20 protein-coding genes are annotated in these 25,125 nt (G+C 44.1%); 8 read left to right on the top strand and 12 right to left on the bottom strand.

Features of this window, described 5'->3' with window-relative positions:
• Positions 1-33: 33 nt before the first annotated feature.
• Both PseudUWO310_RS00285 and PseudUWO310_RS00280 read right to left on the bottom strand, forming a co-directional pair.
• Positions 34-1,578 carry an adenylate/guanylate cyclase domain-containing protein gene (locus tag PseudUWO310_RS00285; protein ID WP_142598082.1) on the bottom strand — a complete coding sequence of 515 codons (1,545 nt, stop codon included), beginning with the start codon at positions 1,576-1,578 and terminating at the stop codon, positions 34-36.
• Positions 1,579-1,939: 361 nt separating this feature from the next.
• Positions 1,940-2,170 carry an RNA-binding S4 domain-containing protein gene (locus PseudUWO310_RS00280; RefSeq protein WP_009628674.1) on the bottom strand — a complete coding sequence of 77 codons (231 nt, stop codon included), beginning with the start codon at positions 2,168-2,170 and terminating at the stop codon, positions 1,940-1,942.
• A 236-nt stretch (positions 2,171-2,406) separates the two neighbouring features.
• Between PseudUWO310_RS00280 and PseudUWO310_RS00275 the strand changes: the two genes are divergently transcribed.
• The gene (locus PseudUWO310_RS00275) at positions 2,407-4,032 is read left to right on the top strand and encodes a peptide chain release factor 3 (RefSeq protein ID WP_142598080.1); all 1,626 of its coding nucleotides are present in this window, start codon (positions 2,407-2,409) and stop codon (positions 4,030-4,032) included.
• A gap of 206 nt (positions 4,033-4,238) precedes the next feature.
• Here the strand turns inward: PseudUWO310_RS00275 and PseudUWO310_RS00270 are convergent, their stop codons facing one another.
• Positions 4,239-5,846: an iron uptake porin gene (locus tag PseudUWO310_RS00270; protein ID WP_142598078.1), complete on the bottom strand. Its 1,608-nt coding sequence runs from the start codon at positions 5,844-5,846 to the stop codon at positions 4,239-4,241.
• A 779-nt stretch (positions 5,847-6,625) separates the two neighbouring features.
• On the opposite strand from PseudUWO310_RS00270, the gene zwf reads away from it, so the two are divergent.
• Positions 6,626-8,155, top strand: a complete 1,530-nt coding sequence (zwf, locus tag PseudUWO310_RS00265; RefSeq protein WP_142598076.1) for a glucose-6-phosphate dehydrogenase — start codon at positions 6,626-6,628, stop codon at positions 8,153-8,155.
• Positions 8,156-8,337: 182 nt separating this feature from the next.
• Positions 8,338-9,459: a glucose-6-phosphate dehydrogenase assembly protein OpcA gene (gene opcA, locus PseudUWO310_RS00260; protein ID WP_142598074.1), complete on the top strand. Its 1,122-nt coding sequence runs from the start codon at positions 8,338-8,340 to the stop codon at positions 9,457-9,459.
• Between the two features lie 142 nt (positions 9,460-9,601).
• On the opposite strand, the gene PseudUWO310_RS00255 is transcribed toward opcA, so the two are convergent.
• The 8 genes from PseudUWO310_RS00255 to PseudUWO310_RS00225 all read right to left on the bottom strand — a co-directional run bounded on the left by PseudUWO310_RS00255 (position 9,602) and on the right by PseudUWO310_RS00225 (position 16,586).
• The gene (locus tag PseudUWO310_RS00255; protein WP_142598072.1) at positions 9,602-9,922 is read right to left on the bottom strand and encodes a hypothetical protein; all 321 of its coding nucleotides are present in this window, start codon (positions 9,920-9,922) and stop codon (positions 9,602-9,604) included.
• Between the two features lie 841 nt (positions 9,923-10,763).
• The gene (locus tag PseudUWO310_RS00250) at positions 10,764-11,852 is read right to left on the bottom strand and encodes an AI-2E family transporter (protein ID WP_142598070.1); all 1,089 of its coding nucleotides are present in this window, start codon (positions 11,850-11,852) and stop codon (positions 10,764-10,766) included.
• A gap of 190 nt (positions 11,853-12,042) precedes the next feature.
• A complete protein-coding gene (locus tag PseudUWO310_RS00245) occupies positions 12,043-12,744 on the bottom strand; it encodes an ABC transporter ATP-binding protein (protein WP_142598068.1) in 702 nt (233 codons plus the stop codon).
• Positions 12,745-12,803: 59 nt separating this feature from the next.
• Complete coding sequence (gene yidD, locus PseudUWO310_RS00240) at positions 12,804-13,595, bottom strand: membrane protein insertion efficiency factor YidD (protein ID WP_142598066.1); 792 nt, start codon at positions 13,593-13,595, stop codon at positions 12,804-12,806.
• 263 nt (positions 13,596-13,858) lie between these two features.
• Complete coding sequence (locus tag PseudUWO310_RS00235; RefSeq protein ID WP_142598064.1) at positions 13,859-14,560, bottom strand: GUN4 domain-containing protein; 702 nt, start codon at positions 14,558-14,560, stop codon at positions 13,859-13,861.
• A gap of 481 nt (positions 14,561-15,041) precedes the next feature.
• Positions 15,042-15,620: a hypothetical protein gene (locus PseudUWO310_RS00230; protein ID WP_055075793.1), complete on the bottom strand. Its 579-nt coding sequence runs from the start codon at positions 15,618-15,620 to the stop codon at positions 15,042-15,044.
• Between the two features lie 69 nt (positions 15,621-15,689).
• Entirely contained in the window at positions 15,690-15,815 is a 126-nt protein-coding gene (locus tag PseudUWO310_RS23470) for a hypothetical protein (protein ID WP_263363358.1), read from the bottom strand.
• Positions 15,816-16,034: 219 nt separating this feature from the next.
• Complete coding sequence (locus tag PseudUWO310_RS00225; protein WP_009628225.1) at positions 16,035-16,586, bottom strand: Npun_F5560 family protein; 552 nt, start codon at positions 16,584-16,586, stop codon at positions 16,035-16,037.
• 126 nt (positions 16,587-16,712) lie between these two features.
• Here PseudUWO310_RS00225 and PseudUWO310_RS00220 point away from each other — a divergent pair, with 126 nt between their 5' ends.
• The 5 genes from PseudUWO310_RS00220 to PseudUWO310_RS00200 all read left to right on the top strand — a co-directional run bounded on the left by PseudUWO310_RS00220 (position 16,713) and on the right by PseudUWO310_RS00200 (position 23,872).
• The gene (locus PseudUWO310_RS00220) at positions 16,713-17,354 is read left to right on the top strand and encodes a GAF domain-containing protein (protein ID WP_142598062.1); all 642 of its coding nucleotides are present in this window, start codon (positions 16,713-16,715) and stop codon (positions 17,352-17,354) included.
• Between the two features lie 346 nt (positions 17,355-17,700).
• Entirely contained in the window at positions 17,701-19,227 is a 1,527-nt protein-coding gene (locus tag PseudUWO310_RS00215) for an ammonium transporter (RefSeq protein ID WP_142598060.1), read from the top strand.
• 314 nt (positions 19,228-19,541) lie between these two features.
• The gene (gene sir / locus PseudUWO310_RS00210) at positions 19,542-21,467 is read left to right on the top strand and encodes a sulfite reductase, ferredoxin dependent (RefSeq protein ID WP_142598058.1); all 1,926 of its coding nucleotides are present in this window, start codon (positions 19,542-19,544) and stop codon (positions 21,465-21,467) included.
• A gap of 203 nt (positions 21,468-21,670) precedes the next feature.
• Positions 21,671-23,089 carry an aminotransferase class I/II-fold pyridoxal phosphate-dependent enzyme gene (locus PseudUWO310_RS00205; protein WP_142598056.1) on the top strand — a complete coding sequence of 473 codons (1,419 nt, stop codon included), beginning with the start codon at positions 21,671-21,673 and terminating at the stop codon, positions 23,087-23,089.
• 234 nt (positions 23,090-23,323) lie between these two features.
• Positions 23,324-23,872: an NUDIX hydrolase gene (locus PseudUWO310_RS00200; protein WP_142598054.1), complete on the top strand. Its 549-nt coding sequence runs from the start codon at positions 23,324-23,326 to the stop codon at positions 23,870-23,872.
• Positions 23,873-23,905: 33 nt separating this feature from the next.
• On the opposite strand, the gene PseudUWO310_RS00195 is transcribed toward PseudUWO310_RS00200, so the two are convergent.
• A complete protein-coding gene (locus tag PseudUWO310_RS00195) occupies positions 23,906-24,829 on the bottom strand; it encodes a peptidoglycan DD-metalloendopeptidase family protein (RefSeq protein WP_142598052.1) in 924 nt (307 codons plus the stop codon).
• Positions 24,830-25,125 lie beyond the last annotated feature (296 nt).

Here is a 25,125-nt window from a genome sequence, read left to right as displayed (position 1 = left end):
AAGTTTACTTATGCTTAGCTACTTAATTATCCTCTAAATTATGATCTTTCCTTTAAGGAGATAGGTGATCATCTCTCCTTTGCCTTTGATATCAATCGCCCCTCTCTCCTCAAGAACATACTTCGTTTTTAAAAGTTGGTAGGTGGCTTCAGTGACCTGAATGCAGCCTGCTAGTCCGTAAGATTCCATGCGACTCGCAACATTCACCGTATCTCCCCATAGATCGTAGATAAACTTCTTTGTCCCAATTACCCCTGCGATCGCCTGACCCGTATGAATCCCAATACGCAAAGAGAAAACGCTTCCATCCGAACGCTTGAATTTCTGAATGACGGTTTGCATCTGTAATGCCATTTCCGCGATCGACTCAGCATGATCTTTGCTTGGCACTGGCAACCCGCCTACAACCATGTAGGAGTCACCGATGGTTTTAATCTTTTCGAGCTCGTACTGCTCAACCAGATGGTCGAACTCCGAAAAAATATCATTGAGGACATTGACTAATTCACTAGCAGAGATAGAAGCCGCATATTCCGTAAAATTGACAATATCTGCAAATAAAACCGTAACTTCTTCAAAGGAATCGGCGACGATCGTGCCGCTGGTTTTTAAATGGACTTTAGTCATCGATTGGATTGATTTCAGCCGCTCGGCAATTTCTTGGGGCAAGACGTTGAGCAGTAGCCGTTCAGATTTTTTTTGTTCAAATCTTAAGCTCTCTTCTGCGCGTCGTCGCTCTTGCGCTTCTAAACTGAGAGCGAGTAAATCCGATAGGGAATGAGCAAAACTAATTTCTTCTTCGATCCATAAATGCTCAATTTCCGTATGTTCAAATAGAATTATGCCCATGACTTCGCCGCTCAGTTCAAATCGGGATAATAGAACTGAAACAACATTTAAGGGTATACAGTAGGAGACGACCAGTTCCTGAAGCACTGGGTCTTCCTGTACATCTTCGATCGCAATGCTGCGATTTTCTAATATTGCTTTAAATAGACTAGGATATGCGGCTGCGGTTAAAACATCAGCTTCGCTATGGATGTGGGTGCTTTTTTGATAGAGGTCGAGGCAATGCAAAACTGTTTTGTTTTTATCAAATAGCCAAATACTGACACGCTCGACATTTAAGGCATAGCACCCCGTGCGGGTAATATTTTGGACGGCAACAATAAAGTCTCCTTGATTGATGGCGCGATCCTTGGTCAAATCAAATAACACGTTCTGCTGTTTGCGGAGCTGTTGTTCCCGACGGGACAAAATAAAATTAGTCCTTTGCAAGGAAGATTTGGACGCATCTAGCTCATTGGTTTTTTCTTGAATGAGCGACTCTAGTTCCTTATTGGACTGTTTGAGGCGATTTAAAGTTATTACTAGCGATCGCCCCAAGATACTCGCAATAGAGATCGCCATGGCAAGTACGAGCCAACGATTGGTAATAATTTCTAGGGGATGGTCGAGAGTGGGAATATCTAGGGTACTTAAATTGCGGGTGGCTAACTTGATATTTATTCTGTTATCTAACCAGTTTTTGGCGATCGCGATCGTTTGTACACCAATAGTTACCGCCAAAGTAACCATTAGCAGCTTGTTTTGTAAAAGTTTGACAAAATGATTAGATAGCAGAGTTTTATGCTTGCAAAGGAAAATATTGCATCATGCTATCTTGATCGATCAAAGGGGTCAATTCGCACAATTGCTGACTAGATAATTCTCACTTTCTTTGACCTAAGCGAAAAAATGGCTAAGCATCTAATACCAAGTTAAGAAATGGCGTAGCCATTTCTTAACTTGAAAACCCTTGCTAGGTTTAGTTTTTAATTCCCAAAAGTGTTGTCACACTTTCGTGAATTGGTATAAATAGCTAGGCGCAATTAAATATAAAACCAAAAATTAAAAAGCTGTGGCGCACGCTGCACCTGCGCCACAGCTTTTTATTTAGCTACTTGTTGGCAACTACATAAATTGTAAATCCATACCCACTGACGCATTGCCCCGCACGGATCTTGCAGCCTTTGCGTAATTCGATTTGACCGTCAACTTCAACATCGCCATCAATAATCATTAACTTTGCCACACCACCAGTATCAGCAACCCCGCACACCTTTAATAGGTTGCATAGGGTAATATATTCGCCCGTTAACTCAAATTTTTCGTGAATTGTTTCTTGCATTAGTTATTGCCAAAGCTATGGTCTGCCTTAAGTAGTGAGGCTCAATTAAATATAAAATCCCAATAAAATCCCACAATCTGAAGCGCACGCTGCGCGTGCGCTTCAGATTGTGATTCTGGGTTTTAATGATGCCCAGCTACTTATGTTTCTATTTTAATGAGTTCAATGATTTGCGCTAAAAAATGAGCATAATATAAGCAGTACCGATAAATTTAAAAAAGTTCGTCAAAATTTTCATGAGTCAACTGTGGCAAGAGTTAGAGCGCGAAGTCGAACGGCGACGCACCTTTGCAATTATTTCCCACCCCGATGCGGGGAAAACGACATTAACTGAAAAGTTATTGCTGTACGGGGGAGCAATTCACCTTGCGGGGGCAGTCAAGGCGAGAGCCGCCCAACGCCATGCTACTTCTGACTGGATGGAATTAGAAAAACAACGCGGGATTTCGATCACCTCTACCGTGTTGCAATTTGACTATATGGGCTATTGCATCAATTTACTCGATACCCCAGGGCACAAAGATTTCAGTGAAGATACCTATCGCACCCTAGCCGCTGCTGATAATGCGGTGATGTTGGTGGATGGTGCAAAGGGTTTGGAACCGCAAACCCGCAAACTGTTTGAAGTTTGTCGGATGCGATCGCTGCCAATTTTCACATTTATCAATAAGATGGATCGCCCCACCCGCGAACCACTGGAACTATTGGATGAAATTGAAAAAGAATTAGGAATTGTGCCCTATGTGATGAATTGGGCGATCGGCACGGGCGATCAGTTTAAAGGCGTTTACGATCGCTCTAGTAAAACCGTGCATTTATTCAAGCGTAGCGCTCATGGACAGCGCGAGGCGGATGTTAATATCTATCCCTTTGACGATCCTCAAGCCATTAAGTTTATTGGGAAGAATCTCTACAATCAACTTTTAGAAGATCTCGAAGTACTGGATTCTGTTGGTGCAGAATGGAATACCCAAGATTTGCATTCTGGTAAGCTCACGCCTATTTTCTTTGGTAGTGCAATGACCAATTTTGGAGTAGAGTTATTCCTCAAATCATTCCTTGAATATGGATTAACTCCGGCCGTTCACGATAGTTCTAGCGGTGAGGTCTCGCCTACCGACGAGGACTTCTCCGCCTTTGTATTCAAACTGCAAGCCAATATGGATCCCCGTCATCGCGATCGCATTGCATTTGTGCGCGTTTGTTCGGGCAAGTTTGAAAAGGATATGAGCGTCACCCACTTACGGAGTGGCAAAAATATTCGCCTATCCCACGCCCAAAAACTATTCGGGCAGGATCGCGAGGCGATCGATGTTGCCTATGCAGGCGATGTGATTGGTCTGAATAATCCAGGCACCTTTGCGATCGGAGATACGATCTATCTTGGTAAAAAACGGCAGTATGCGGGAATTCCTTGCTTCTCTCCCGAACTATTTTGCACTCTTCGCAATCCTAATCCTTCTAAATTCAAACAATTTCGTAAAGGTATATCGGAACTACAGGAGGAAGGCGCAATTCAAATTATGTATTCCGTGGATGAGGCTAAGCGCGATCCGATTCTGGCGGCTGTGGGTCAACTTCAATTTGAAGTCGCCCAATATCGTTTGCAAAGCGAATATAACGTAGAAACAATGCTGGAATCTATGCCCTATTCAGTGGCGCGTTGGGTTGAGGATGGTTGGGATGCCCTCGAATCGGTGGGCAGATTGTTTAATACCATGGTAGTCAAGGATAGTTGGAATCGTCCCGTGCTGCTATTTAAAAATCAATGGAACTTAAATCAAGTTGAAAGCGATCATCCAAAACTCAAATTAAAGGCGATCGCTCCCATTGCGGAATTGACCTCCACGGAAACCAAATAATTTTCAGCTTTGGTATAAAGCCCAAAATAGTGTGCCGCGCGGAGCGCGGCACACTATTTTGGGCTTTATGCCCTGATACAGTTGACGGTAGCTATACTAAGTAGTTAAGCATAATTAAAAACCAAAACCAGAGAGCGTACCGCCCGCTACGCGGGCGGTACGCTCTTCTAGGTTTTAAGTTTACTTATGCTGAACTATTTGAAATCCTAGAAAGTAAATACAGTTCTCAATGTGCCGACGGTGATGGTGCTGTTACCACTGTTATTGTTGGGATTGAAGATAAATTGCAAATCAGGGGTGATACTAATATTGCTAGAGATCGGGAAACGATAGAACAACTCCACATTTGTCTGAGTGGCATTACCGACCTTACTCTCAATGAACGGCTGTCCTACCGCGATCGCTCCCATTGCTCCTTCCTTAAACAAATCGGGAAAAGCAAAACCAGCAGACCAAGTTTGAGGACTAATTGAATCGCTGGTTACCCCAGCGTTGATATAGGTAGGTAATGCATTCGCGATCGCCGATCCCCGATTGCTGATATTCCCAAATCCATAGCGTCCGAAGACCGCGATCGCTTTATTAAAAGCCCATTCCAGATTCAATCCGCCTGTGTTGTAATCGAGATTATTGACCGAGGCTCTGGTATATTGCAAGCGCAATGCAAAGGGACTATCGTTTTCGCTGTTTTTGGGGGCAAACTCCAGTTCCACCGTTCCTTGATAGGGATCACCAAATAAACCGCGATTGATCGTCCCATCGTTGGTTGCTTGATTGGCGTTTGCCGCGACATATCCTGCTCGCAGAGTAAAAGCACTGCCACCGATATTCCAAGCGATCGATCCACCCGCACCATCATTGACGGGCAAAATTAGGGGATTATTAATAAACAAACGACTGGAAAAATCAACGGACTCATCGTTAGCAAAACTGTTGTGATCCAAGTGATCGTTGAGCGACATTACCGCGCCCAGCGAAGCGCGAATATCCTTGCCTATAGGAAAGTCATAGCGCAAGCGACCGAGCGTGAAGGTCGTGCCTGCTTCGCTGTAATCGAAAACAGAACTATTTTTAAATCCTGTAAATCCTCGGAAAACACCGCCAGCGTCATTGAGAGAATTCGTCAGATTAGTACCACCGTTCCCTGCTTCCAAACGTGTTAATAACAAATCTTCGCCTGTAAAACTGGTATTCAAATTGAGACGGACGCGACTGATTACAGTGGTGTTTGCCTTACCCGAAAGCCCTGATGCATTCCCAATCGGATTTAAGAGGCTATCGCTGCCAGAACCACTAGCTGAGGCGGATACGATGACTTGACCATCGAGTTTTGTCGTCGTGGAAAATTGCTGGGCTTCGAGTTTGGCAGTTTTTGCCTCAAGGGTATCGACTCGACCGCGCAGAGTGGCAAGTTCAGCGGCAAATTCTTCTTGTAACTTTTGTAAGGTGGCGAGATCGGCTTTGCTGACCTTATCTGCTAAACCTGCGGAAATAATCTCATTGATCTTATCTAGGCAAGCATTTAGACCTGCGGCAAATTCGTAACGGCTGGTGGCTTGTTTACCGCGAAAAGTGCGATCGGGGTAGCCCGCTATACATCCATAACGCTCGACTAAAGACTGTAGCGCCGTAAAAGCCCAATCCGTGGGGCGCACATCACTGAGCTGAGAAACCGATGTGACATTCTGACCTATCACATCTTTGGATGGAGGTAATGATTGGGCTGCACTCGGATTAGGCAAAGTTGCCAAGGTGGAAAAAGCGATCGCTCCAAGCACCGATCTTTGAACTTGGGCAAACCAAACTTTCGACATTCTAAACTCCTCACTATATCAATTCGATCTTAATAGTAATTAATATCATTAATTACCGTAGTAATTCTGATTTAAAAGCTGATTTTATTATGATTGTTATGGGATGCTTGTAAAGTAATGGTGCAGTTTTGTGAGCTGCTGGCTACTTAACTACTCCCAAAATATGACTTTTGAGGAGATGGCTCATTTCAACGATGAGCATGTATTTCCCGCGTTTCTCTACGCGCAGAGCTATAGGCTTTCATTAAAAACGCATCGCAAGATCCCATAGCTTAGATTTTCCTAGCGCAAAATCTAAGGTGACTGATTAAGCTGATTAATGCTGACTAATATAGGTGAAGCGAGCCTAATGCTTCTTATCCGTTTTTATATATAAGATACTAATCAATTTATTGATTTTATCTTGCAATAGATACATTGTTTAGGAGAAGCAAACAATGTATCTATTGATTTCTAAGTACCTCAGCATCATTAAAATCCAGATCTAAAACCTGCGGCACACCCGCAGGTTTTAGGGTTTTATACCAATTCCCAATTCAATGAGGTGAGACAACACTGCATTGAATTAAAAAACAAACCTCGTAAGTTTAGAGATCCCCAAAATGGCGTTGCCATTTTGGGGATCGGTATTACCTCTCCATGACAAATATATGATAATGATTATTATTATCATATATTGAGGATGCAAAAGAGTCCAGTGATCCTAAAGGAAAACAGACGAATTGGATGAATTTAGAATGTATTGGCTAAAATCTACTTAGCGTTCAACAACCGAGCCTGTGGTACAAATACTCGAAAATCCCTTACGGGTTGGTTTACAGCAAGAAAGATCTCCTGAGCCTTTGATTCTGGTAATCTTTGGGGCATCGGGCGACTTGACTATCCGCAAGCTAGTTCCAGCAATCTACCATCTCAAGCAGCAGCGCCGCCTACCTCCCGAACTCACAATTGTCGGAGTAGCTCGAAGACCTTGGAGCCATGATTACTTCCGAGAGCAAATGCGTGAAGGCGTAGAGAAATTCTCAGTGGGTGTCGGTGCTGAGGCGCTTTGGCAAGACTTTGCCGAAAGCTTGTACTATCAGTCTCTTGATATGAGTAATCTTGAGGATTATCGTAAGTTGGATGAATTCCTCACCCAGCTAGATAAGGAAAGGGGTACTCGTGGTAATCGAGTCTTTTATTTGGCTGTTTCACCCAATTACTTTACCGATGCGATCGAGAAGTTAGGGCAAGCAGGCATGATTAAAAATCCGCAAAAAACTCGCTTAGTAATTGAGAAGCCTTTCGGTCGAGATTTGTCATCATGTCAAGATCTCAATCGGGTAGTTCAGAAAGCTTGTGATGAAAAGCAGATTTATCGGATCGATCATTATCTTGGTAAAGAAACCGTTCAGAACCTTTTAGTTCTAAGATTTGCTAATGCAATTTTTGAACCCTTATGGAATCGTCAGTTTATCGACCACATTCAAATTACCGTGGCGGAAACCGTTGGTGTTGAAGATCGCGCTGGTTACTATGAAAACTCTGGAGCGCTCAGAGATATGTTGCAGAATCATTTGATGCAACTATTTTGTTTGACCGCAATGGAGCCACCTAACTCGATGGATGCTGATTCGTTGCGAAATGAGAAAGTTAAGGTGATTCAGGCAACTCGATTGGCGGATACGCGCCGATTGGAGCGATCCTGCGTGCGGGCGCAGTACAGTGCGGGTTGGATGAAGGGGAAACAGGTACAGGGTTACCGCCATGAACCTAATGTGAATCCTGACTCCCTCGTGCCGACCTACGTTGCGATGAAGTTTGAAGTTAACAATTGGCGTTGGCAAGGTGTTCCCTTTTATTTGCGAACGGGAAAACGGATGCCTAAAAAAGTTAGTGAAATTGCGATTCAATTTCGTGATGTTCCCTATTTATTATTTCAATCAGCAGCTAAGCAAGTTTCGCCAAACGTGCTGACTTTAAGAATTCAGCCGAATGAAGGGGTTGCATTGAAGTTTGAGGCAAAAATGCCAGGAGCCGATCTGCGATCGCGATCGGTAGATATGGACTTTGGCTATGGCAAAACCTTTGGGATCGAAGGTTCCGACGCTTACGATCGCCTGTTGCTAGATTGTATGTTAGGCGATCAGACTCTATTTACTCGTGGTGATGAAGTAGAGGCTGCTTGGAAAGTGGTTACCCCTGCACTTAGTGCGTGGGAAATGCCTAACGATCCTATTGTCGTGCCTCAATACGAGGCAGGGACTTGGGGACCTTCTGAAGCCGAACAACTGATCGAACGTGATGGAAGACAGTGGCGGCGGTTATAGGTAAAGATTAATTGGTAATTGGTAAGGGCTTAGTATGAATTACGAATTGTGAATTACGAATTACGAATTGCGAATTAATTATTACCAATTACCAATTACCAGTTGCCAATTACCAATTACCAATTGCCTTTACCTATCACCAAATCTTATTCAGTATCCAGCAGAGATGTTTTTATAAATCCATGAATACGCAAGCAACTTCCGTTGTATCTTTGCAAGCTCCCAAAGATGTCTCGGTTTCTCAAGTCGAAGCAGAGCTAAGCAAAATCTGGCAGTCCTATGGAGAAAACTCCGCTGCGCGTGCTACTACATTCAATCTGTTAGTGTACGAACCAGAAACTATTGGTGCAGCGTCAAGGATGGCTTCCGTTGATGCGATCGTGTCTCAAAGCCCCTGTCGCGTTATTGATTTGGTGACCTTGGATGGTGTGGATGAAGGGATATCGGCGCAGGTTGCAGCCTATTGCCCGATTCAAAAAAGTCGCAGCTCGTTAGTTTGTGGTGAATATATCACCTTGACGGGAGCAACACTTGCCTTTGATCGCGTGCATAGCATCTTGCCAGAACTACTGATCCCCGATCTCCCTGTGTTTTTGTGGTGGAAAGATAGTCCTGCCCCAAATACGCGGATGTTTGAAAAACTAGTGAATTTAAGCGATCGCTTGATCTTAGATTCAGCAGTTTTTCCTGATTCAGAAGCAGATCTCCTTAAAGTTCAAGGGATGATTGGTGCTGGCACTCAAATCGCCGATCTCAATTGGCAGAGACTAGCTCCTTGGCAAGAACTCACTGCTCAAGCTTTCGATCAGCCCGATCGCCGCTCGGCAGTATGGGAAATTGATGGCATTACGATTGACTACGAACGAGGCAATAGCACTCAGGCTTTGATGTTTTTGGGCTGGATTGCGAGTCGTCTGGAATGGGAACCAATTGAGCGCAATGTTGAAGGTGGTGATTACAATATTCAGCATGTAATTTTTGAAGGTCGCAACCATATCAAGGTTAAGGCTGAATTAGCAGCGATCCCCATTGGTGATCCAGGCGAGGTCATTGGCGATCTAATTGGGTTGCGCTTGACAGCCTCTAACCAAAATACGGATGCTTGTAACGTGTTCTGCTCGGAATCAACGGGCTGTATGCGTATGGAGGCTGGTGGTGGTGCTCAAAACTATCGCGTCCATCAAGTTTCGCCTTTGTCAGATCAAAGTGCTGATACTCTATTGGGGCAACAATTGCAACGATGGGGACGAGAGGTTCTCTTTGAGGAAAGTCTCGCCCTCGTTTCTAAAATAATTGCTCTATAGCAAAACCCAAAATACGAGTGGCGGCGCAAAGCGCCGCCACTCGTATTTTGGGTCAAAGCCCAAAAGTAAAAGCCTTGCGTAGCAAGGCTTTTACTTTTGGGCTTTGAAAATTTGCCAGATTAACCCGAACTGACGTTAGATATTAAAATTCTTCGATTTCCAGTTGTCCGACAATAAAAGCGACACAGCCAAAAGCACAGGTGATCGGTAAGGGATTGCTTAAGATAAAGCTAAATATTGATGCTAGACAGGAAATTGCGATCGCGGCAAATGTCCAAGATTTTTCATCATCGCTCATCCCCTTCGCATTTTTAATCGCGCGGAGAGTGTCATTGGGAATCGGCAATGGCATTACGGAGCTTGGCGGAAATGCCCAATAATTACAACAACGTTCGACAAATAGGTCAGTCCAACCATTTTCCTGACACCATTCATCAATCCATTCATCCCGAAAACGTTTCATAGGCAATACTGACCAATGCTTCTCTAAAAGAGAAACATGAGCGGCGACAAAAGGCTACTCATGTTTCTTTTACTTAGATTAACAGGATGCTTGCAGATTGTGGTGTAAATTACAAAAACTTAAAGATGCTCTTAGTAGATCTTTACGATTTGGGACAGCTATATATTAAATATCAAACCCCTAAACCTGTAGTGGATGCTTAGCGTCCGCTACAGGTTTTCGCACTGGCTTTTAATTATGCCCAGCTTAAAAAACTTAGCTAATCTTGCCTTGCTTCAACATTGACGAAAGAGTTATTGCATAAATCGAAGGAGATACTTCTTCCAGCCGCCAAATTTGAAGCTAAATAGCGTTTACTAATTTCGCCTCTACTATTGCGAAGATTGACTTGGATATTGCTTACTCGCCTAGTTGTGGAATTTGTAGTCACATAGGTGACGCAGTTTTGATTTCTTGACTGTTTAGTAGCAACTGGTAGATAGACAGTTGCTGCTTGGGCGATAAGTTGTACTTGGGCAGAATTTATTATTGAACTTAGAAATAAATTAAGCATTATTTTGGAAAATACTAGGTTAATTAATGGTTATTCTTCTTTTAAAATTTATCTTAACTTGATTTTGATGACATATAAAAAAATATGTATTTTTCCATAAATTTTTTCTATATTTACAGCGCTTTGCGCTCAAACGAACCACAAGAAAATTTTTGAAAGCTTTGCGAAGCAAAGCTTTCAAAAATTTTCTTGGTTTGTTTGAGCGATAATTGCTTTAACAGAAAAAAGATCTATGCATCGCATAGATCTTTTTTCTGTTAAAGCTCCCTTCTTATTGGAGAGCGCATATCATTTTATGGACACTTCGGTATGAGCTTCAGCGATCGCATCTATAGGGGGTGGACTACTTACGCCCCGAATCGTATCAAATGTTCCTTTAATAAATCCTGCGATCGGGACGGCAACTAGCAAACCTAGAACGCCATTTAACTTAAAGCCAATATCAAGGGAAATTAGCATCCATACAGGATTTAAGCCCGTTAGTTCGCCCACGATACGAGGACCTAACACATTTTCCACAATTTGAATGATGGCGACGGCGACAAGTAGCACCTTCACTCCCAACCAAAAATTTTGCAAGGCAATCAGCAAGCTGACGGTGATAATCGTGCTAGAACCACCAAGGGGGATCAAGCTTGCTACGCCAATGCCAAACCCGAATAGTTGCGCGAGTGGAACGCCTAAAATCATCATGGCGGCGGTTTGCGATACCCCCAGAATTGTGGCTAGAGTCACTTGTCCCACAATAAAACGCTCAAAATTGCGCGGCAGTAAATTACGCACCTGATCGTTCCATTTTTGGGGTAGCCAACTGAGCAGCCCATTCCACAAAAATTCTCCACGGAGCACTAAAAAAATTGAGAATATCAGGGTTAAGAAAATATTGACAAGGCTGCCGATCGCCCCAAATACAATACTAAAAAGTTGACTGGTAATCGATCTCAGGACACCCGTCAGTTTTTCGATTAATTGATTAAAAGTGCTGCTGATATCGATCGGCAGTTGCTGAGCGATCGCCCAAGTCTCAAGAGTCTGAAGCTGCTGCTGTCCAGATTTAATCCACTCTGGCAAGCGGACGATTAGTTCATTTGCCTGAGCCAAAATTAGAGGCACGAGGAAGATGGCTAAGGTGCTGAGCAGCATGAAAAATATCAGGATGACTAATCCTGCTGCGACACCACGCTTCACCTTTAAGGAGATCAAAAAGCGAATAGGATAATCTAGCAAGAACGAAATAACTGTCGCCGTAATAAGAATACTGACTAATGGCTGCAATTCTCGACATAGCAGTAGCAATAACCATCCGTTTAGAAAGATTAACGGAAAAGTTAAGCCTAGTGAAAACCAACGAGGCAACTTATTAAGGGTCTCAATCATACGAAACAATGTGACGCGCTAGGTATCTACTTAAAATTGTGCGCTAAAAGTGTTTGTTAAAACACAAATTCACGAAAAGTTTCTTACAAAGATCGAAGGTAATCTAGTTTTAGGGCTGTGGTATCCCATAATCGCTTAATTTTTAGGTGATGAGTCAACTGTTGCCTCGTTTTTTTCCCTCGGTCTTTCTCTATCCTAGATAAGCTTTGCGGACTCTTTCATCAATTAACAAGTCCGATGCTTTTCCCTCAATGGTGATGATGCCCGACTCCATCACATAGCCGCGATGAGCATGTTGCAAAGCTAAATTGGCATTCTGCTCGACCAACAAAATCGTGACTCCAGATTGATTTAAATTCACAATCGTTTTAAAAATTTCCCTGATGATCTGGGGGGCTAGTCCTAAACTTGGCTCATCCAGCAATAGTAATTTGGGGCGACTCATAACAGCTCGGGCGATCGCGAGCATTTGTTGTTCGCCTCCGCTTAGAGTTCCAGCCAGTTGATGGCGACGCTCCCCAAGGCGAGGGAAAATCTCAAACTGTTTTTCGATATCGGCTTTAATTCCCCAGCGATCGCTCCGTAAAAAAGCGCCCAATTCCAGATTATCTAATACTGTTTGTCGGGCGAGCACTCTCCGCCCTTCTGGGCTATGCGCGATACCAATTTGGACGATGCGATCTGGTCGTAAGTTATTAATAGATTTGCCATTGTAGATAATCTGCCCCGATCCCATGGTGACTAGGCGCGAAATAGTTCGTAAGGTCGTAGTTTTACCAGCACCATTCGCCCCAATTAAAGTTACTATTTCCCCTTCAGTGACTTGCAAGCTAACATCCTGTAAAGCCTGAATACCTCCATAGCGAACGCTAAGATTGTTAATCTCTAACACTTAATCCCATCTCCTAAGTCTTTGCCACAGCTATACTAATGTATGCGCTTCTAGTTTTTTTACCCACAACTGCCACAGTCCGCACCACCACAATCGAGGTTACCGCAGTCACCGCAACCACTACAATCCATTCCCGAAAAACAGTCAGCGTTACCACAATTGAGATCGGGACAGCTTAAATCAGGACAACTTAAATCAGGACAACTTAAATCGGGGCAGCTTAAATCGGGGCAAGAATTACTATTATGAGCATCTTTGCCGCAATCATTGGGAATCACATTGAGGACATCGCCACAATTAGCGCAATCGTTACAATTCCCCCAGTCGCCACAATTATTATTAGCATTATTAGTACCGTTAAGATTATTAGATGGGTTTCCCTCAGATTGCCTTTGGCGATCCCACCTTCCACCACCGATTCTTTTAGCTCTGGGTTCTTCGGGAAATTCGGAATCTTCAGGAAGTTCTGGTTCTTCAGGGAGTTCTGGCTCTTCAGAGCTTTCTGCGTCCATGGCAACGATCGCTCGATTGACATAATCTCGATTGGCATAATATTTTTGCCGCGCCCTGCATTTAGCTCGTTTTTCCTTTAAAATTTCATTGGCTTCCCGACATTCTTGAAATCTCCCCTTAGCATTAGCGATCGCCGTAGTAATCCCCTCTTCCGCAATCACCCTCTTAAAATATTGAGAACAGGATTCACATCCATAAAGAACGCGATGGGCACAAGAAAAGCCTTTATGGGGTGAAATAAATTTTTGATAGCCACTTATGGCGGCTACGGCAAGCCCCCGCGAGGCATTATTGAAAATATGGGCGATCGGACTCCTTACAGCTATTTTCCTCTGCATTTTTCGCCACCTTTAGACAATCAAGCCAATTAAACTGTGAGGCTATGATACAAGAACTAACAAGCAAAGTTTATTGCTTCTTCATAATTCTAAGTAGCTAAAAAGAAGGTTGGCGCGAAGCGCCAACCTTCTCTTATACCAAAGCTCAAAATGGCGTAGCCATTTTGAGCTTTGAAAACCCAAAATAGTGTTGCCGCGCGGAACGCGCGGCAACACTATTTTGGGTTTTAATTTTGTCCTAACAAGACTGGCGACAGCTATCCTTACCAAGCTGGATGCGAAAAAATTGCTTGCATAGTTTTATTGCCTCGTAATTGATTAGAAAGCGGTAAATGTCCCCTCGGTGCATCCAAACTCCAAATAAATTCCTTCGGATAGCGGGTAAAGGAGCCATCTTTTTTCCAACCAATTTTCAGCCAAAACTTTTCCCATCCTTTACCAAGACTCAGCCAAATTTTGCGCTGTACAGAAAATCCAAACTTACCTTCCGAATAAACTAGCCATAGTTGATTGATCGTTTGCAGATCGCTAATCGGAATTGACTTTGCTTCCGTAAAATACAGCCAACCTCTCGCCAAGGCATCTGCTCCAGCAGCCTCACATAATTTTTTACTAGTAATGCGATCGGCTTCTTCAAATTCTTGTTTCGCCAACAAAATTTGAATTGGCTGATAGTCGATCGCCTTTTCCGACTTTAACGTAACGACTCCGTTGGCATAATGGCTTTGAACTAACTCGGTTGCCTTTGGCAAATTGCTCTGCAATAAAACTTGATGGATTTTGCCATCGATCCATGTCACTTCTGTATTAGCAGCTTTACGTGCTTGAATAAATTCGTCTAATATTTGTAAGCCTTCTTCACCAAAGTCGGCTTCGAGATTTGCTAATTCAGCGATCGCAGGTAATTGATTTGCCTCTTTACCTGAAAACAACTTATCTTTTAACGCGGTCAGTTTTGTATCCATCAGAATCTTAAAAATCGCAAAAATCGCACCACTTTGAATTTACACCCTTAATACCAATTCACGAAAGTGTGACAACACTTTTGTGAATTAAAAGCTAAACCTAGTCAGGGTTTTCAAGTTAAGCAATGGCTACGCCATTGCTTAACTTGGTATAACTATAGCTACCAGAGCTATTACCAGTAAAGCTTAGGAGAAAGTGAAGGCGACGCTTTGCGTCGCCTTCACTTTTGCATTTTTTGCATTTATTAAGTAATACCAATTTACGCAAGTGTGACAACACCTTTGTGAATTAAACACCAAACCTAGTAAGGGTTTGAAAAACTAAAAATGGCTTAGCCATTTTTAGTTTTGGTATAAGTGAGCTTAATTAAATATGAAACCTTAAAACCTGTGCCGCATGTGCAGCATGAGCCGCAGGTTTTAGCCCTGAATTTTAATTATGCTGAGATACTTAAAAAATGCTTTTTACGCTTTCCCAGAATTAATCGATGTAACCCATCAGTCCTGCACTGTCGATCGCGTTAGAAGCCACAGGTCTCGTACCTCCCATTTGGGAATAAGTCTCGTCTACCACTAAACCTGAAGAGCCTACAGGACGCTCACCCGCCATATAGAACTTATCGACAATCACAAATCCATCTTCAACGACAGGACGTTCGCCCGAAGAGAAAAACGTACCCGTCACATGGACACCGCTATTGGTAATTGGACGTTGACCGCCCATTGTCGTGTAGGTGCTGCTAATTGCTAACTTGCTCGCCTCGATCGGACGTTCGCCCGAACTGTTGAAATACTCAACGGCACGAAAGCCTCCATCAACAATGGGGCGATCGCCATAATGCTTAAGGGTTTCAGTCACAATTAATGAACCTTTTTGTTCGATTGATGCTGCGACGGGTTGAGATTCTTCTTTAACCGCCAAAGCTGAGATATCTACTGTACCTGTTTTTACAGTTGTTTCGGTTTCAGCCTTAGCTTTAGTGGGACGGGAGGATTTTTCTTCGGGCTTTACGATTTCTGGCTTAGAGCCTTCAGCCTTGGTGTCGTTACTGGTACTCATGCTTTACTTTCCTCGAAAATTTTATATTTAAGATGTGCTTAAAATGCGCTCAAAAACTTTTAATTACTTTTAACTAGTGATGACGATTACTGATGCCATCATCGCGATCGCTAAAAAAACTTCTAAAGCTATAGCCTTGCCAGTTAATTCTACCGAAAAAGTTAATACTCTAAATATTTTGATAAGTGGCTGCACCTAATTTGAGAATATAACAAAAACAACCAATTCAAACCAATAGCGTCCTAGGGCTGTGGTTAAGCATTGCTATCTATGATTTATTACATCTCACGATAGAGTTTATAAAATATTCTAATACCCCTTAAATTTACGGTAAAGCTCTTAAAAAACACTAAAAACTATGAGGATGGGCGGCGCGAAGTACCGCCCATCCTCATAGTTTTTAGCGGAAAGTTTTTAACCGACGGCAGGAACGACTCTAGGAAGCTCAAGGCGTTGCTGTGCCGTAGGACGACGAGTGCGCCCAGACAGACGGAAGCTGAGGCTTTGCAATTCGATATGTAGTTGGCGATTTTCCTTTTGGAGTGCTTCGATCTTTTGCTTAATAGGAACGATCCGCTCGGCAAATTTAGCACGGTAAATATTGGGCAATTCTTGCACGACTTGCTCCAACATCCGATTGCGATCGCTCATATCTTGAATCGTCTGGCGTAATTCCACGGCTTCGCGATCGCGTTCTTGGATTTGGGCTTGGGTTGCCATTAGTTGATTTTCGACCATCGCAAGTTTTTCTGCCAAAAATCGCATCTCCTCTGAATGCTGCTCGTGAACCTCCGCATTGGGCAAAAAGGCAGTATTGCCTTTCACCAAACGAAAAAGCTCTTCAGAAAGCTGCTGCACTAGCAGATCCTTCTGCTCCAAATCGACCTTAAGTAAATTGATTTCCTGCTGAAGATTATTAGTCATGTTTTCGGATGAGTTCGCGAGGGCATTTACTGTGGCATTCATAGGTGCAATTCATGAGGGAATTTAGGCTAAGATTTATAGCACACAAGTACTCGATTAGCAATTTACTGGGATATATTTCAGCAATCTTTCCCAAAACCGCTTTTTTGCAGCAATCCGTAACCGCGCATGAACCCCAAAATAATCGACGCTCAAGAGAATTCGATCCACAGCCTTTTGCATATCATTCCTTTACAAAACAGTCTAGAAGAGCATCTATTACTAAAAGCTGCTCAATTTGCGATCCAGTTACAGACCACTTTACTCAAAAACTCTATTTCCTATGCCCAATCGGTAAGTGGCAGTTTAATTCTTAAAACGACATTAAAAAACACCTTAGAAACTCTCACTCAATATACTGAAGCCGATGAAGGAAGTATTTTTCTAATCGATGAAGATGGGTTAATTATGGAGAGTATCTTAGCAAGGGGACCTGTCACGCGAGATCTTAAAGACACCGTAATTTCTAAAGTGATTGACGATGGATTAGCGGGCTGGGCGTTACGTCACCGTCAGATTGGCATTATCCATGACGCAATGACTGACGATCGCTGGATCCAGTTACCCAATCAACCCTATAAGGCAAGATCGGCGATCGCTTTACCACTGATATATGGCATTAATGCGATCGGGATTATTACGCTGACCCATTCTCAGGCTAATCATTTTGATGAGACGATCGCCATGATGATGCAGTACAGCATGGAGAGCATTACCGCAATTATCGTTAATGCCCAACTCCATGCAGAATATCGTCCCTTAGATTTTTAGTGATTTTTAGTAATTAGCGTCAGTTCGGGTTTGTGTAGCAAACCCTTTCCCGAACTCACGTTATACCAATTCACGAAAGTGTGACAACACTTTTGTGAATTAAACACCAAACCTAGTAAGGGTTTGAGATTACCCAAATGGCGTTGCCATTTGGGTAATCTCAAACCCTAAAGATGAGTGCCGCCACTCATCTTTAGGGTTTTGATTTGTTCGGTACTTATGCTTTATATTGAATTTTTTCGTTGATGAGTCCGAGGGAAATGTATAGACATATACAAACCAGACATGCTTGAGTCTGTTGTTATAAATCTAAATAATCTATATATTCACTGAGGAAAAACTTAAGGTGCTGGGTCATAAGTCGCGTCAAAAAGGGAAAAATAGTACCGTAAATTGGTTAGCCTGTATTCCTCTGGCTGCTCTGATTGGTGTTTTTTGGGTATATGCGGCTACTGCTCAAACAAATCCTCAAAATCCACCAACGACGGAAAGCATTCAACAAAGTGTGGTTGCGCTTAAAGTCGGCTTAGATACGCTCTGGGTTGTTGTCGCTTCATTTCTGGTATTTTTTATGAATGCAGGCTTTGCTTTAGTTGAGTCTGGGTTTTGTCGAAGAAAAAATGCGGTTAATATTCTGACCAAAAATCTGATCGTATTTGCGATCGCCACCATCGCATATTGGGCCGTAGGCTTTGGCTTTATGTATGGGGACAATGGTGGTAATACCTTTATTGGGATGAAAGGATTTTTTCTGCAAGCTGTAGATAACAGTCCTGCAACCCTTGGTGAATATAAAGGAGATTTCCCTGGACTTAGTTGGACGGGAATCCCTCTAGAGGCAAAATTCTTATTCCAGTTGGTGTTTGCCGCAACAGCGGCAACGATCGTTTCGGGAGCGGTTGCCGAGCGTATTAAATTTCTTGCTTTTTTACTATTCAGCTTTGTCCTAGTGGCTTTGTCCTATCCCATCACTGGACATTGGGTTTGGGGTGGTGGCTGGCTAGCCAATTTAGCTAAAGATGCTCAGGGGACAACCACTGGTGCTTTCTTTGATTTTGCAGGTTCCACCGTTGTTCACTCCGTTGGTGGCTGGGCTGCTCTCATTGGTGCGGCTTTACTGGGTGCAAGGGCTGGAAGATACACTGAGGATGGTAAAACTCGCGCAATTCCTGGACATAGCATGAGTCTGGCAACCTTAGGTTGTTTGATTCTATGGCTAGGATGGTTTGGATTTAATCCTGGTTCGACTATGGCTGCCGATGGTCGTCTCATCGCGCATATTGCTTTGACCACAAATATGGGGGCTTCCGCAGGAGGGATCGCCGCTACGATCGTGGCATGGCTCTATTTGGGAAAACCAGATCTATCGATGATCGTGAATGGGATATTGGCGGGACTAGTCTCGGTAACGGCTTCCTGTGCATGGATCACCTTGCCTAGTGCTTTAATCATTGGCGCGATCGGTGGCGTAATTGTGGTGTTTGCCGTGGGCTTCTTTGACAATCTCAGAATTGACGATCCCGTAGGAGCGACTTCCGTTCATTTATGTTGCGGTATCTGGGGCACTCTGGCGGTTGGTCTATTTGCCGTCGGTCAAAAAACAGATATAGGCGGCGGTTATATTTTGCAAGCTGGTGCTGGTCCTAAGGCGGGTTTATTCTTTGGTGGCGGGTTTGAACAACTTTTATACCAAACGATAGGGGCTATCTCTGTGGGTGGTTTTACGGTTGCTTTTAGCTTTATGGCTTGGTACGTGATTTCCCTCATCACCTCTGGTATTCGCGTTGAAGGCGAGGAAGAGTTTAAAGGTTTAGATATTTCCGAACATGGAATGGAAGCCTATTCTGGTTTTCTCAAGGAAGGTGAAAGCTAATTTTGGATTTAAGCCTATAGTGCTTAGGGACTTGCGAGAAAATAAGATACCAATCCAGATTTACCAGAATCGGTGGCGCGGCGGAGCCGCGCCACCGATTCTGGTTTTATATTTGGTACTTCATTAAATCGCAAGTCCCTTATGGCAGCGCTTCGCGCTGCCATAAGCACTGTAAGGATTCCATGTTGCCTTTGCCGTGGGTAGCACAGGTGCTTAGTTTTATTTTGTAAAGTTCATCCTAATTCCGATGGGGTTATCGGGGTATAATAGTGGGGCAAAGAAGTTATACGCATACAAATTTCGATAGTTGAATCATGACAAACACTGTAGTGAATAATGCCAAAGTATCAAAGGTTGAAGTACTTAAGCAAAAAAGTGACTTTTTGCGTGGCCCCATCAATACTGAACTAACCGATGGCAATCCATTTTTTAGTCAGGATGGTATGCAAATTCTCAAGTTTCATGGTTCCTATCAACAAAAAGAGCGAGATTTTGAAAAGATAAAGGCTAAGGGCGAGGAAGCGCAGTACAGCATGATGTTGCGTACTCGTAGCCCAGGGGGAGTTATTCCTTGGCAATTGTATTTGGCCCTAGATAAACTTTGTGATAAGTATGGAAACCATACTTTGCGGGCGACGACACGCCAAGGCTTTCAGATTCATGGCATTCTCAAGGAGAATCTGAAGACAGTAATTGCCGACATCGCTAGAAACATGGGTTCGACGATGGGGGCTTGTGGTGACATCAACCGTAATGTGATGGCTCCTTCGGTTCCCTTTAAGAATAAGCCCGCATATGCCTATGCCCGTGAGTATGCTTTCAAAATAGCAGATTTGCTAGCGCCTAAGGCTGGAGCCTATTACGATATTTGGTTGGATGGAGAAGTTGCGGTCACTGCCTCTGAAGCTCCAGAGGTAACTGAGGCGCGTAACCGTCAAGGAACGGGAACGGCGAAAACCAATATTAGCGATGTGGAGCCAATTTATGGCACCCAATATTTGCCTCGTAAATTTAAGATTGCGATCGCCGTTGCTGGGGACAACTCGGTTGATCTTTATACCAATGATCTGTCGCTGGTGGTCATTACCAACGCACAAAACGAACTGGAAGGATTTAATGTCTATGTCGGTGGTGGCTTGGGACGCGCTCACAATAATGATGCGACCATCGTGCGTCTTGCCGACAGCATTGGCTTTGTCCCTGTCGCCCAAATTTATGATGCAATCAAAGCGATCGTTTCTTTGCAAAGGGACTATGGCGATCGCCACAATCGTCGCCATTCTCGCTTCAAACATATTTTGCATGAATGGGGATTGGAAAAGTTCAAACAGGTGTTATTGGACTATTACCCCACGCCCCTAGCTCCCGCACGCGAGTTACCCCCCTTTAAATATCAGGATTATCTTGGCTGGCACGAGCAAGGCGACGGTAAATATTTTGTGGGTATCTCCATTGAAAATGGTCGGGTGATCGATCGCGAGGGGCTAAAACTAAAAACAGCCCTTCGTGAAATCAGTGAGCAATTTCACCATGATTTCGTCCTGACTCCCAATCACAATCTGTTGATTACAGAGGTTGCTGCCGATGAGAAGGAGGAGATTCAAAAAATTCTCGATCGCTGCGGTGTGCTCGCTCCCGATCAGATCGATTCCCTCGTACGTTACTCGATGGCTTGTCCTGCCTTCCCCACCTGTGGATTGGCGATCGCCGAGTCAGAACGCGCCTTGCCAAATGTATTGGCGAGAATCCGCGAACTATTGGTGCGTTTGGGCTTAGAGAATGAAACCTTTGTCACCCGTATGACTGGCTGTCCCAACGGTTGCGCTCGTCCCTACATGGCTGAGCTAGCTTTTGTTGGCAGTGCCGCCGATGAATACCAAATTTGGCTGGGGGGTAGTTTTAACTCGACTCGTTTGGCTCAGCCCTACGTGCAGCGCTTGCATATCAATAATCTTGAAAAGGGCTTAGAGCCTCTATTTGTTTATTTCAAAAATGAACGAGCTGTGGGGGAAACCTTTGGTGATTTTTGCGATCGCAAAGGCAATGAAGACCTGCGGAAGTTTGCGGAAGCCTATGTGCCTGAGCTTGAAGAAAATGAGCCAAAGGGCAAACGGAAAGATGTACGCCATCGCGTTACTCTATCGACGAAATCCTACGAACTCTTGAAAAAGGCGGTGGAAGAACAGGGTGCTTCGATGAAGGATATCGTGGAAACTGCCTTGATCAAATATTTGCAATAGGTAGCTCCCAAAGACAGGCTGACCGCTTAGCGGTCAGCCTGTCTTGCCGATACTTATGCACTAATACCAATTTACGAATACCAATTTACGAAAGTGTGACAACACTGTTCAAAAAACAAAACCAGAGAGAGTACCGCCCGCTACGCGGGCGGTACTCTCTTCTAGGTTTTCAGTTTATTTATGCTGAGCTACTTATTTAGTCCTTGAATCAAAATTCTGTTCCATTATTAGAAGCGGCGCGACGATATTTATCCATCGATCATGCTGCTTTTTATACCCCAGGACATAAACGCAGTCGGGGAATTAACCACGAATTGCTTGAACTATTCGGTAAGTCTGTTTTTCAATTGGATTTGCCCGAACTACCAGAAATAGAAGAGGCGATCGCTGATGCCGAAATATTAGCTGCCAAAGCCTACGGGAGCGATCGCACTTGGTTCTTGACCAATGGCTCTACCTGTGGTGTGCAGGCGATGCTGTTAGCAACCTGTCAGGAGGGAGACAAGGTGTTAATTGGGCGTAACTGCCATAAATCAGCGATCGCCGCCTTAGTTTTGACGGGAGCAACGCCTATTTATTTGCCGACGGAATATTTGCCAGAATTCGATCTGGACTTGGGCGTGAGTCCTGCAACCCTAGAACTATTCTTACAAAAGCATCCTGATACCAAAGCGGTACTGTTGGTCAGTCCCAACTATTTTGGGATCTGTGGCGAATTGGCAAAAATGGCGGCGATTGTCCATGCTAGGAATATTCCCCTCTTGGTCGATGCTGCCCATGGAGCTCATTTAGGATTTCATGGCGATCTGCCGATTTCAGCTCTGCAAGCAGGAGCCGATCTGGTGGTGCAATCCACCCATAAGGTTGCTGGCAGTCTCACCCAATCTTCGATGTTGCATGTCAAAGGCGATCGCATTGCCATCGATCGTATCGATCGCGCTTTACAAATATTGCGATCCAGCAGTCCCAATCTATTCCTGATGATTTCCCTCGATGTAGCGCGGCGACAGATGGCGATCGAGGGGCAGGAATTATTAACAGAAACCTTGCGATTATCTACCGAAGCCCGATCGCGATTAAGTAAATTGCCTAGCCTACTTACCCTCAGTCAAGCCGAAGTGCCAACCCTCGATCCGACGCGATTAACCGTGATGGTCGATCGCCTTGGCATTACGGGTTTTGAAGCTGATGCCCTTTTCCATTCTCAGCTAGGGGTGATGGCGGAAATGCCGACCCTCAGCCAACTAGTTTTTATTCTCAGTTTAGGCAATCATCAAGCCGATATCGATCGCCTTGTACGTGCTTTTCAGCAACTGCCTAGTCACATCAAGGAGCCTTCCTTCAGACCCGATCGCCAATTTTCGCCAATTTCTCTACCCATCCCAAGACTAACCCCTCGCGTCGCCTATTTTGCTCAAAGCGATCGCCTTCCCCTCCTGCAAGCGATCGGGCGAATTAGTGCGGAATCTCTCTGCCCTTATCCTCCTGGCATTCCCTTGATTTGTATTGGCGAAGAAATCACGGCGGAGACGGTAAGTCTTTTGCAAGCGATCGCGCGATCGGGCGGGATCGTTAATGGAGCCAGTGATGCCAGTCTTGCCACAATTAGAGTTGTTAAGTAAGGGTTTTAGAATCACAAAATGGCGTAGCCATTTTGTGATTCTAAAACCCTTACTGGGTTTGGTTTTCAATTCCCAAAAGTGTAGCCACACTTTTGGGAATTGGTCTTAAAGCGCAAAGTAGAGATGCGGCGCGAAGCGCCGCATCTCTACTTTGCGCTTTAAGACCCACGAAATAGTCATGCCATTTTGGGAATTGGTATAAAATGGGTTGTGATTTTAGATTACAAAAATTTCATGTCATCTACCCCAGCCCAAATCCTGCAAAACCGTCTCAGTTACCAAGGCAGTAAGTTTTCCTTCCATGTCGATCGCCTTAAACTACCCAATGGTGTAACGGGAGAATATTCCTATATCAAGCATCCTGGGGCGGGTTTGGCAGTACCAATCACTGCCGATGGCAAATTTGTCTTAGTCAAGCAATATCGATTTGCGATTCAAGGCTATCTATTAGAATTTCCTGCGGGAACCTTGGAAGTTGGCGAAGATAGTGATATCACGATCGCCCGCGAAATAGAAGAGGAAACAGGATATAAAGCTAATAAATGGCAATATCTTGGCGGTTTCTACATCTGTCCAGGTTATTCCGATGAGATCATTCATGCCTATCTAGCCCAAGATTTAGAGAAGCTAGAGCATCCTCCCGCACAAGATGAAGATGAAGAAATAGAAGTGGTCTTACTCAGCCGCGCCGAAATTGAGTATCTATTGCGATCGCCTAGTGCTGACGCAAGACTTGATGCCAAGTCCATCACAGCTTTTTATCTAGCCCTGCAAGCAATTTAGGATTAGAAAAAACAGCGCTTTGCGCTGTTTTTTCTAATCCTTGAAACTGTTGGAAGCTAGATCTAACGTCACTTGACGAAGTTGTAGATAGTCCATTGGATCGACTGCGGTTTTACCATCAGGCTGTACTTCAAAGTGTAAATGCGGGCCCGTGCTAAATCCTGTCGAGCCTACTTCCGCGATCGCTTGCCCCTTGCGGACTACTTGCCCTTTGGCAACATAAACCCTATTGGTGTGAGCATAAAGGGTCACCGCCCCATTGTTATGCTGCAACTCGACAATATTGCCATAGCCACCATCTGTCCATCCTGCATCGCTAACTACGCCATCGGCAGCAGCAAAGATAGGTGTGCCCGATGGCGCGGCAAAATCCACTCCTTTATGGAGTTTTCTTTCGCCAGTAATCGGATGTACGCGCCAGCCAAACCCAGAACTGATCGCAGCCCCAGTAATAGGTAGAGTGAAATTAGCAACACTATTAAGATCGATCGCCGCAATATTTTGAGGAAGTTGCATTGTCCATTTTCCTGGTTGTGAGGATTTTAGGCGCAAATCCTGAGGATTGAGCGTAATCTCAGGGGACAGTTCGACTACCATTCTGGTGGTATTAGCATCAACCTGTCCGACTCTAACTGCCTGTACTCCACGACCTACGCGCCGCCTGACCGTAGGTCCTTGATAAATGATGCCTGGAAGATCGATCACGATGCGAGTGGGATTGCTAATTACCGTTCCCTTGGGCTCAATATCATTTTTGAGTGAAAATTCGATCTTGCTATCGTTCAGATCGTATACAAAAGTTTCCAACCGATTTGCCTGAGCAATGGGAGCAGCGATCGCCAAACTACTAGTCAATCCACATAGAGTTAGCCCTAATAGACGAAAATTTAAGGCTCTCGATTTGTTGAATAATCGACGATGACTAAACAAATTAAATAACTGGTGGGAGCGAGACATAAAGTTTTGTATGCGCTGTAGGACGGTTGAGAGCAAGCTACAAGCCGTACATAAATGCACAAGAAGCCCTGTAAGAAGACTTGTAGAAGGCTGGGATGATGCTCTGAAAATTTCCGTAACGAGAACGAGTGAGATTCTACATCAATTTTGATGAAATGTGACAACTAGCGACGATCAATCTGCTAAAAAATTGTTTTTGCCAGCAATTAATACCCGTTCAGAAAATAGCAAAGCTATTTTCTGAACCTATAAGCAAGCCCCAAAAGATAAGTGGCTACGCGAAGCGTAGCCACTTA

This window comes from Pseudanabaena sp. UWO310, assembly GCF_006861605.1.
Lineage (GTDB): Bacteria > Cyanobacteriota > Cyanobacteriia > Pseudanabaenales > Pseudanabaenaceae > Pseudanabaena.
Note: the sequence above shows the minus strand (reverse complement) of the source record. Positions and strands in the feature narration are given on the sequence as shown.

Bases quoted from the DNA above. Each gene is read 5' to 3' on its own strand.
- PseudUWO310_RS00285 (WP_142598082.1), bottom strand. From the start codon at position 1,578: ATGGTTACTTTGGCGGTAACTATTGGTGTACAAACGATCGCGATCGCC.
- PseudUWO310_RS00280 (WP_009628674.1), bottom strand. From the start codon at position 2,170: ATGCAAGAAACAATTCACGAAAAATTTGAGTTAACGGGCGAATATATT.
- PseudUWO310_RS00275 (WP_142598080.1), top strand. From the start codon at position 2,407: ATGAGTCAACTGTGGCAAGAGTTAGAGCGCGAAGTCGAACGGCGACGC.
- PseudUWO310_RS00270 (WP_142598078.1), bottom strand. From the start codon at position 5,846: ATGTCGAAAGTTTGGTTTGCCCAAGTTCAAAGATCGGTGCTTGGAGCG.
- opcA (WP_142598074.1), top strand. From the start codon at position 8,338: ATGAATACGCAAGCAACTTCCGTTGTATCTTTGCAAGCTCCCAAAGAT.
- PseudUWO310_RS00255 (WP_142598072.1), bottom strand. From the start codon at position 9,922: ATGAAACGTTTTCGGGATGAATGGATTGATGAATGGTGTCAGGAAAAT.
- PseudUWO310_RS00250 (WP_142598070.1), bottom strand. From the start codon at position 11,852: ATGATTGAGACCCTTAATAAGTTGCCTCGTTGGTTTTCACTAGGCTTA.
- yidD (WP_142598066.1), bottom strand. From the start codon at position 13,595: ATGCAGAGGAAAATAGCTGTAAGGAGTCCGATCGCCCATATTTTCAAT.
- PseudUWO310_RS00235 (WP_142598064.1), bottom strand. From the start codon at position 14,560: ATGGATACAAAACTGACCGCGTTAAAAGATAAGTTGTTTTCAGGTAAA.
- PseudUWO310_RS00230 (WP_055075793.1), bottom strand. From the start codon at position 15,620: ATGAGTACCAGTAACGACACCAAGGCTGAAGGCTCTAAGCCAGAAATC.
- PseudUWO310_RS00225 (WP_009628225.1), bottom strand. From the start codon at position 16,586: ATGAATGCCACAGTAAATGCCCTCGCGAACTCATCCGAAAACATGACT.
- PseudUWO310_RS00220 (WP_142598062.1), top strand. From the start codon at position 16,713: ATGAACCCCAAAATAATCGACGCTCAAGAGAATTCGATCCACAGCCTT.
- sir (WP_142598058.1), top strand. From the start codon at position 19,542: ATGACAAACACTGTAGTGAATAATGCCAAAGTATCAAAGGTTGAAGTA.
- PseudUWO310_RS00200 (WP_142598054.1), top strand. From the start codon at position 23,324: ATGTCATCTACCCCAGCCCAAATCCTGCAAAACCGTCTCAGTTACCAA.
- PseudUWO310_RS00195 (WP_142598052.1), bottom strand. From the start codon at position 24,829: ATGTCTCGCTCCCACCAGTTATTTAATTTGTTTAGTCATCGTCGATTA.